We start from the raw sequence: 5,891 nt of genomic DNA on the forward strand, positions 1-5,891 counted from the left end.
GCCGAGGCCCCAGCGCAACCGGCTCCGACGCCCACTCCGGCTCCTGCTGCTCCCGCGCCTGAGGCGCAGAAGCCCAAGCCGGCACCGGCTCCCGTCGCGGCCCCGGCCGAGCAGGCCGAAGCCAGCTTCATCGACGAGATCCTGGCCAACCCGATCTGGCTGGGCGCCATCGCCGGCAGCCTGCTGCTGGCGCTGCTGGTCCTGCTGATGATCATTTCCCGTCGTCGTGCCGCCAAGGAGCAGGAAGACCTCGCTGCCCACGGCAACGACGACGAGCCGACGCTGGACGACGACCTGAGCCTGGCCGGCAGCGAGCTGGATACCCTGGATATTCCCCAGGCCGCCGAGGTCGCCGCTCCGACGCAGAGCGCGCCCGAGCGCGTCGCCGCGCAGACCAGCGATGCCCTGGGCGAGGCCGATATCTACATTGCCTACGGTCGCTTCAACCAGGCTGCCGAGCTGCTGCAGGGCGCGATCTACGACGAACCGCAGCGCGCCGACCTGCGCCTGAAACTGATGGAGGTGTATGCCGAGATCGGTGATCGCGAAGGCTTCGCCCGCCAGGAAAACGAACTGCGCGAGATCGGCGGTGCCGAGCCGCAGGTTGAACAGCTGAAATCCCGGTACCCCGGCATGGTCGCCCTGGCCGCCGTGGGTGGCGGCCTGGCTGCCGCGGCCGCTGCGGACGACGATCTCGACGGCTTCAGCCTGGACGACTTCACCATCGACAGCCCGTCTGCCAGTAACGCAGCTCCCGCTGCGGAGGCCGCTGCGCAGCCCCACAACGACCTGGATGATGCGTTCGATCTGGCGCTGGACGATCTTGACCTGGGCGAAGACAAGCCCGCCGCTCCGGTCGCGCAGCAGGACGACGAACTGTCCTTCGGCAGCTTTGACCTGGACGACGATCTCAGCCTGGGCGGTTCGCCGGCCGCAGCGCCGAGCGCCAAGGCCGAGGACGATTTCGCCTTCGATCTGGACCTGCCGGAAGAGCCGGTTGCCAAGGCCGAGGCTCCGTCGCTGGTCGACGACCTGAGCGACTTCTCCCTGGATCTGGACAAGGATCTGGAGAAAGACAGTCACTCCACCTTGGCTTCGGCGGAAGATGACTTCCTGCTGGGCCTGGACGACGACACCGCTTCGCTGTCCGGCGTGAGCCCCGAGGAGTTCAGCCTGGATATCGAGAGCAAGGCGCCGCAAGCCGACGACCTGCCGGACGACTTCGACCTGTCCCTGGCGGACGACAAGCCCGCGCCGGCCAAGGCCGATGACAGCTTTGCCGCCCAGCTGGACGAAGTCAGCGCCGAACTGGATCGTCTCTCCGCCCAGAATGACGAGCCGCAGGTTCCGGTTGCTCCGTTGGCTGAAGACAGCTTCGCGGCGGGCGATCTGGGATTGCCGGGCGAAGGTGACGACGACGAGGATGATTTCGACTTCCTCTCCGGTGCTGACGAGGCCGCCACCAAGCTCGACCTGGCGCGCGCCTACATCGACATGGGCGATACCGAAGGCGCCCGCGACATCCTCGATGAAGTCATCACCGAGGGTAACGACAACCAGCAGCAGGAAGCTCGCGAACTGCTCGGGCGTATCGCCTGAGCCGGAAGGCTCCAGATAGATGATTGAAGCAGTACCCTCAGCGGCGGCCGAATCGGCCGCCGTTGGCGTTTCCAGGATTGCCCTGGGCGTCGAATTCAAAGGCTCGCGCTATCGCGGCTGGCAGCGCCAGGAAAATGGTGTGCCGACCGTGCAGGGCGCGCTGGAAAAAGCGCTGTCGCGGGTGGCCGATCACCCGGTTTCGTTGATGTGTGCCGGGCGCACCGATGCCCTGGTGCACGCCAGTGGCCAGGTGGTGCATTTCGACACCACCGCCGAGCGCTCGCTCATCGCCTGGGTCATGGGCACCAATGCCAACCTCCCCAACGATATCAGCGTGACCTGGGCCAAGGTGATGCCCGCGCATTTCCATGCGCGCTTCACCGCCATGGCGCGGCGCTATCGCTACGTGATCTACAACGACCAGATCCGCCCCGCGCATATGGCCGAGGAGGTCACCTGGAACCATCGTCCGCTGGATGTCTCGCGCATGCGCGAGGCGGCCCGCGCGCTGGTCGGCACCCACGACTTCACCTCGTTCCGCGCGGTGCAGTGCCAGGCCAAGTCGGCTATCAAGACCGTGCATCACCTGGAAGTCATCGAGCACGGGCGGTTCATCGTGCTGGATGTTCGCGCCAACGCCTTCCTGCATCACATGGTGCGCAACTTTGCCGGTTTGCTGATGACCATCGGCGCCGGCGAACGCCCGGTGGAGTGGGCGGCCGAGGCGCTGGCTGCGCGCGACCGGCGCGCCAGCGGGATCACCGCGCATCCTTACGGGCTGTACCTGGTGAGGGTGGAATACCCGGAGGAGTTCGTATTGCCCGAGCGCTACCTGGGGCCACATTTCCTTTCAAGTTTGCCGGATATCGTTGGCTGACGATGCCGGGGGCATTTGCTACCATCGATCGATCACTTACCTGAAGGTTGCTGCATCTTGTCCGCCGTTCGCATCAAAATCTGCGGTATTACCCGAGTCGAGGATGCCCTGGCCGCCGCCGAGGCGGGCGCCGACGCCATTGGCCTGGTGTTCTACGCCAGGAGTCCGCGCGCGGTGACTATCCAGCAGGCGCGGGCGATCGTTGCCGCATTGCCTCCCTTCGTCACCACTGTGGGCCTGTTCGTCGACGCCAGTCGCTGCGAGCTGGGGGAAATCCTCGATGCGGTGCCGCTGGATGTCCTGCAGTTCCACGGTGATGAGACCCCCGAGGCCTGTTCCGGCTGGCACAAACGCTACCTGAAAGCTCTGCGCGTGAAGCCGGGCGACGACGTGGCCGCGCAGATCGCGAAATATCCACAGGCCAGTGGCTTCCTGCTCGATACCTATGTAGAGGGTATTCCTGGCGGAACCGGGCTGGCCTTCGACTGGTCCCTGGTGCCGAAGGATGTGCAGCGTCCGCTGATCCTGGCCGGTGGCCTGACGGCCGCCAACGTGGCCGATGCCATCGCTCAGGTGCGCCCCTATGCCGTGGATGTCAGCGGCGGGGTGGAGGCGAGCAAGGGCATCAAGGATGCGCAGAAGATCCGCGATTTCATCGCGCAATGCCGTTCGGTGGCCTGACGCGGAATCTTCATGTGACGACGAGCGGCCCGGCGCCGTCCACTACCCAATCGCTGCCCGTGGGCGGCGCTGGGAGTCGTCGGTGTTGGCAGTCCTGCCCTCCGGCGCCCCGCATCGACAGCTGTATCCGTGGCGACGCCCCAGGCGGCGCCTTTGTTTGCGAGGGGTTCCGGCCTTGAGGTCGGGACCGCGACGATGAATTTGCTCAGAGGCACGCGCAACCCATCGCGCCGTGTCACTGCACTGGAGACGAGAGCATGAGCAACTGGCTGGTAGACAAGCTGATCCCTTCCATCATGCGTTCCGAGGCGAAGAAGAGCTCGGTACCGGAAGGCCTGTGGCACAAGTGCCCGTCCTGCGAGGCGGTGCTGTACCGTCCGGAGCTGGAAAAGACCCTCGACGTCTGCCCCAAGTGCGATCACCACATGCGTATCGGCGCACGCGCGCGCATCGATATCTTCCTCGATGAGGAAGGCCGCGAGGAGCTGGGTGCCGAGCTGGAACCGGTGGATCGCCTGAAGTTCCGTGACAGCAAGAAGTACAAGGACCGCCTGACCGCCGCGCAGAAAGACACCGGCGAGAAGGATGCGCTGATCTCCATGAGCGGCAAGCTGATGGGCCTGCCGGTCGTGGTCAGCGCCTTCGAGTTCTCCTTCATGGGCGGCTCCATGGGTTCCATCGTCGGCGAGCGCTTCGTCCGCGCCGCCAACTACGCGCTGGAAAACCGTTGCCCGATGATCTGCTTCTCCGCTTCGGGTGGCGCGCGCATGCAGGAAGCGCTGATCTCCCTGATGCAGATGGCCAAGACCTCCGCCGCGCTGGCCCGCCTGCGCGAAGAGGGCATCCCGTTCATCTCCGTGCTGACCGACCCGGTCTACGGCGGCGTATCCGCCAGCCTGGCGATGCTCGGCGACGTGATCGTCGGCGAGCCGCGCGCCCTGATCGGCTTCGCCGGCCCGCGGGTGATCGAGCAGACCGTGCGCGAGAAGCTGCCGGAAGGCTTCCAGCGCAGCGAGTTCCTGCTGGAGCACGGCGCCATCGACATGATCATTCACCGTTCCGAAATGCGTGAGCGGCTGGCCAAGCTGCTCGCCAAGTTCACCCACACCCCAAGTACCGCGCTCGCAGGATGACCCAACGTACCCTTGCCGACTGGCTCAGCTATCTCGAACAGCTCCATCCCACGGCAATCGACATGGGGCTGGATCGCTCCCGTGAAGTGGCTGGCCGGCTTGGCCTGGGGCGCCCCGCGCCCCGCGTGGTGACCGTCACTGGCACCAATGGCAAGGGTTCCACCTGTGCCTTCCTCGCCGCCCTGCTCGGCGAGCAGGGCCAGCGCGTCGGCGTCTACAGCTCGCCGCACCTGCTGCGCTACAACGAGCGCGTGCTCATCGATGGCGTCGAAGCCAGCGACGAGGCGCTCTGCGAAGCCTTCGCCGCCGTCGAGGCGGCCCGTGGCGAAATCTCCCTGACCTACTTCGAGATGGGCACCCTCGCGGCCTTCTGGCTGTTCGAGCGCGCCCATCTCGACGCCGTAGTGCTGGAAGTCGGGCTGGGCGGCCGCCTGGATGCGGTCAACCTGATCGACTCCGACGTCGCCGTCGTCACCAGCATCGGCATCGACCACGCCGACTGGCTGGGCGATACCCGCGAAAGCGTGGCCTTCGAGAAGGCCGGCATCTTCCGCGCCGGCAAGCCCGCCGTCTGCGGTGACCTGGAGCCGCCCGCGCCGATCCTGGAACAGGCGCGCCAGCTCGGCTCGCCGCTGGTCCTGCGCGGACGCGACTTCGACCTGGCGATGGGCGAGGGCGACTGGCATTGGCGCGGCCGCTCCGCCACTGGCGAAGCGCTGAGCCTGCACAACCTGCCGCTGCTCGACCTGCCGATGGAGAACGCGGCGCTGGCCTTGCAGGTCTACGCCTTGCTGGATCTGCCGTGGCAGTCCGAGCAACTGGTCGCCGCGCTGCAGCGCACCCGCGTAACCGGGCGCCTGGATCGCCGTACCGTGCAATGGCGCGGCGAAGTGCGCCACTTGCTGCTCGACGTCGGGCATAATCCGCACGCGTCGCAATACCTTGCCAGCCGCCTGCGCGCGGCGCCGCCCAAGGGTGTGCGCCACGCAGTGTTCGGCCTGCTGGCGGACAAGGACCTCGACGGCGTACTGGAACCCGTGCTCGGCTTGGTGCAGGATTGGGCCGTCGCGCCGCTGCCCACCGGACGCAGCCGTCCGGCCGCAGAGCTGGAGGCTGCGCTGCAGGCTCGCGGCGCGCAGGTCAGTTGCCATGGTGATATCGCCGCGGCGCTGGCGGCGCAGTGCGATGCAGCGGGCACCGATGACGAGATCCTGGTGTTCGGTTCGTTCTACAGCGTGGCGGATGCCCTGGAGTGGCTCGCCAAGGCTGCTCAATAAAGTACACCTAAGGGGAGTTGTGCATGGCGTTGCTCGATAAGGGGCTCAAGCAGCGGGTAGTCGGAGCGCTGGTGCTGCTGGCACTGGCCGTGATCTTCCTGCCGATGCTGTTCTCCCGCGAGGATGATGTACGCCAGGTGGTGGTCGAGGCGCCGGTGATGCCAAAGCCGCCGGCCATGCCCGCCGTTGAAGTACAGCCCACCGAGGTCCCGGAGCCGCAGGCCGAGGATGCGGACAACGTCGTGCCGCCGGCCGAAGCGGCTCCGGCGCAAGCGCCTTCCGCGCCAATAGCCAGCCTGCCGACCCAGCAGGCCCAGCCGGCTC

The 5,891-nt window shown here is 66.7% G+C and carries 5 protein-coding genes and 1 pseudogene; all 6 read left to right on the forward strand.

The genetic code is table 11. From position 1 onward, the window contains the following. On the forward strand, positions 1-1,599 hold a 1,599-nt coding region (locus ACCC94_RS27195), incomplete at its 5' end, for a FimV/HubP family polar landmark protein (protein ID WP_413352708.1). A 19-nt stretch (positions 1,600-1,618) separates the two neighbouring features. Further along, complete coding sequence (gene truA / locus ACCC94_RS27200; protein ID WP_413352709.1) at positions 1,619-2,476, forward strand: tRNA pseudouridine(38-40) synthase TruA; 858 nt, start codon at positions 1,619-1,621, stop codon at positions 2,474-2,476. 57 nt (positions 2,477-2,533) lie between these two features. Beyond that, entirely contained in the window at positions 2,534-3,157 is a 624-nt protein-coding gene (locus ACCC94_RS27205) for a phosphoribosylanthranilate isomerase (protein ID WP_413352710.1), read from the forward strand. A gap of 257 nt (positions 3,158-3,414) precedes the next feature. Continuing rightward, complete coding sequence (gene accD / locus ACCC94_RS27210; protein ID WP_088416796.1) at positions 3,415-4,290, forward strand: acetyl-CoA carboxylase, carboxyltransferase subunit beta; 876 nt, start codon at positions 3,415-3,417, stop codon at positions 4,288-4,290. After that, positions 4,287-5,567 carry a bifunctional tetrahydrofolate synthase/dihydrofolate synthase gene (gene folC / locus ACCC94_RS27215; protein ID WP_413352712.1) on the forward strand — a complete coding sequence of 427 codons (1,281 nt, stop codon included), beginning with the start codon at positions 4,287-4,289 and terminating at the stop codon, positions 5,565-5,567. The genes accD and folC overlap by 4 nt, the downstream gene beginning before the upstream one ends. Positions 5,568-5,590: 23 nt before the next feature. After that, positions 5,591-5,891: pseudogene (locus ACCC94_RS27220) on the forward strand (SPOR domain-containing protein); the annotation flags it as partial.

It is taken from the genome of Pseudomonas sp. Pseusp97, from assembly GCF_047304025.1.
Taxonomy (GTDB): domain Bacteria; phylum Pseudomonadota; class Gammaproteobacteria; order Pseudomonadales; family Pseudomonadaceae; genus Pseudomonas.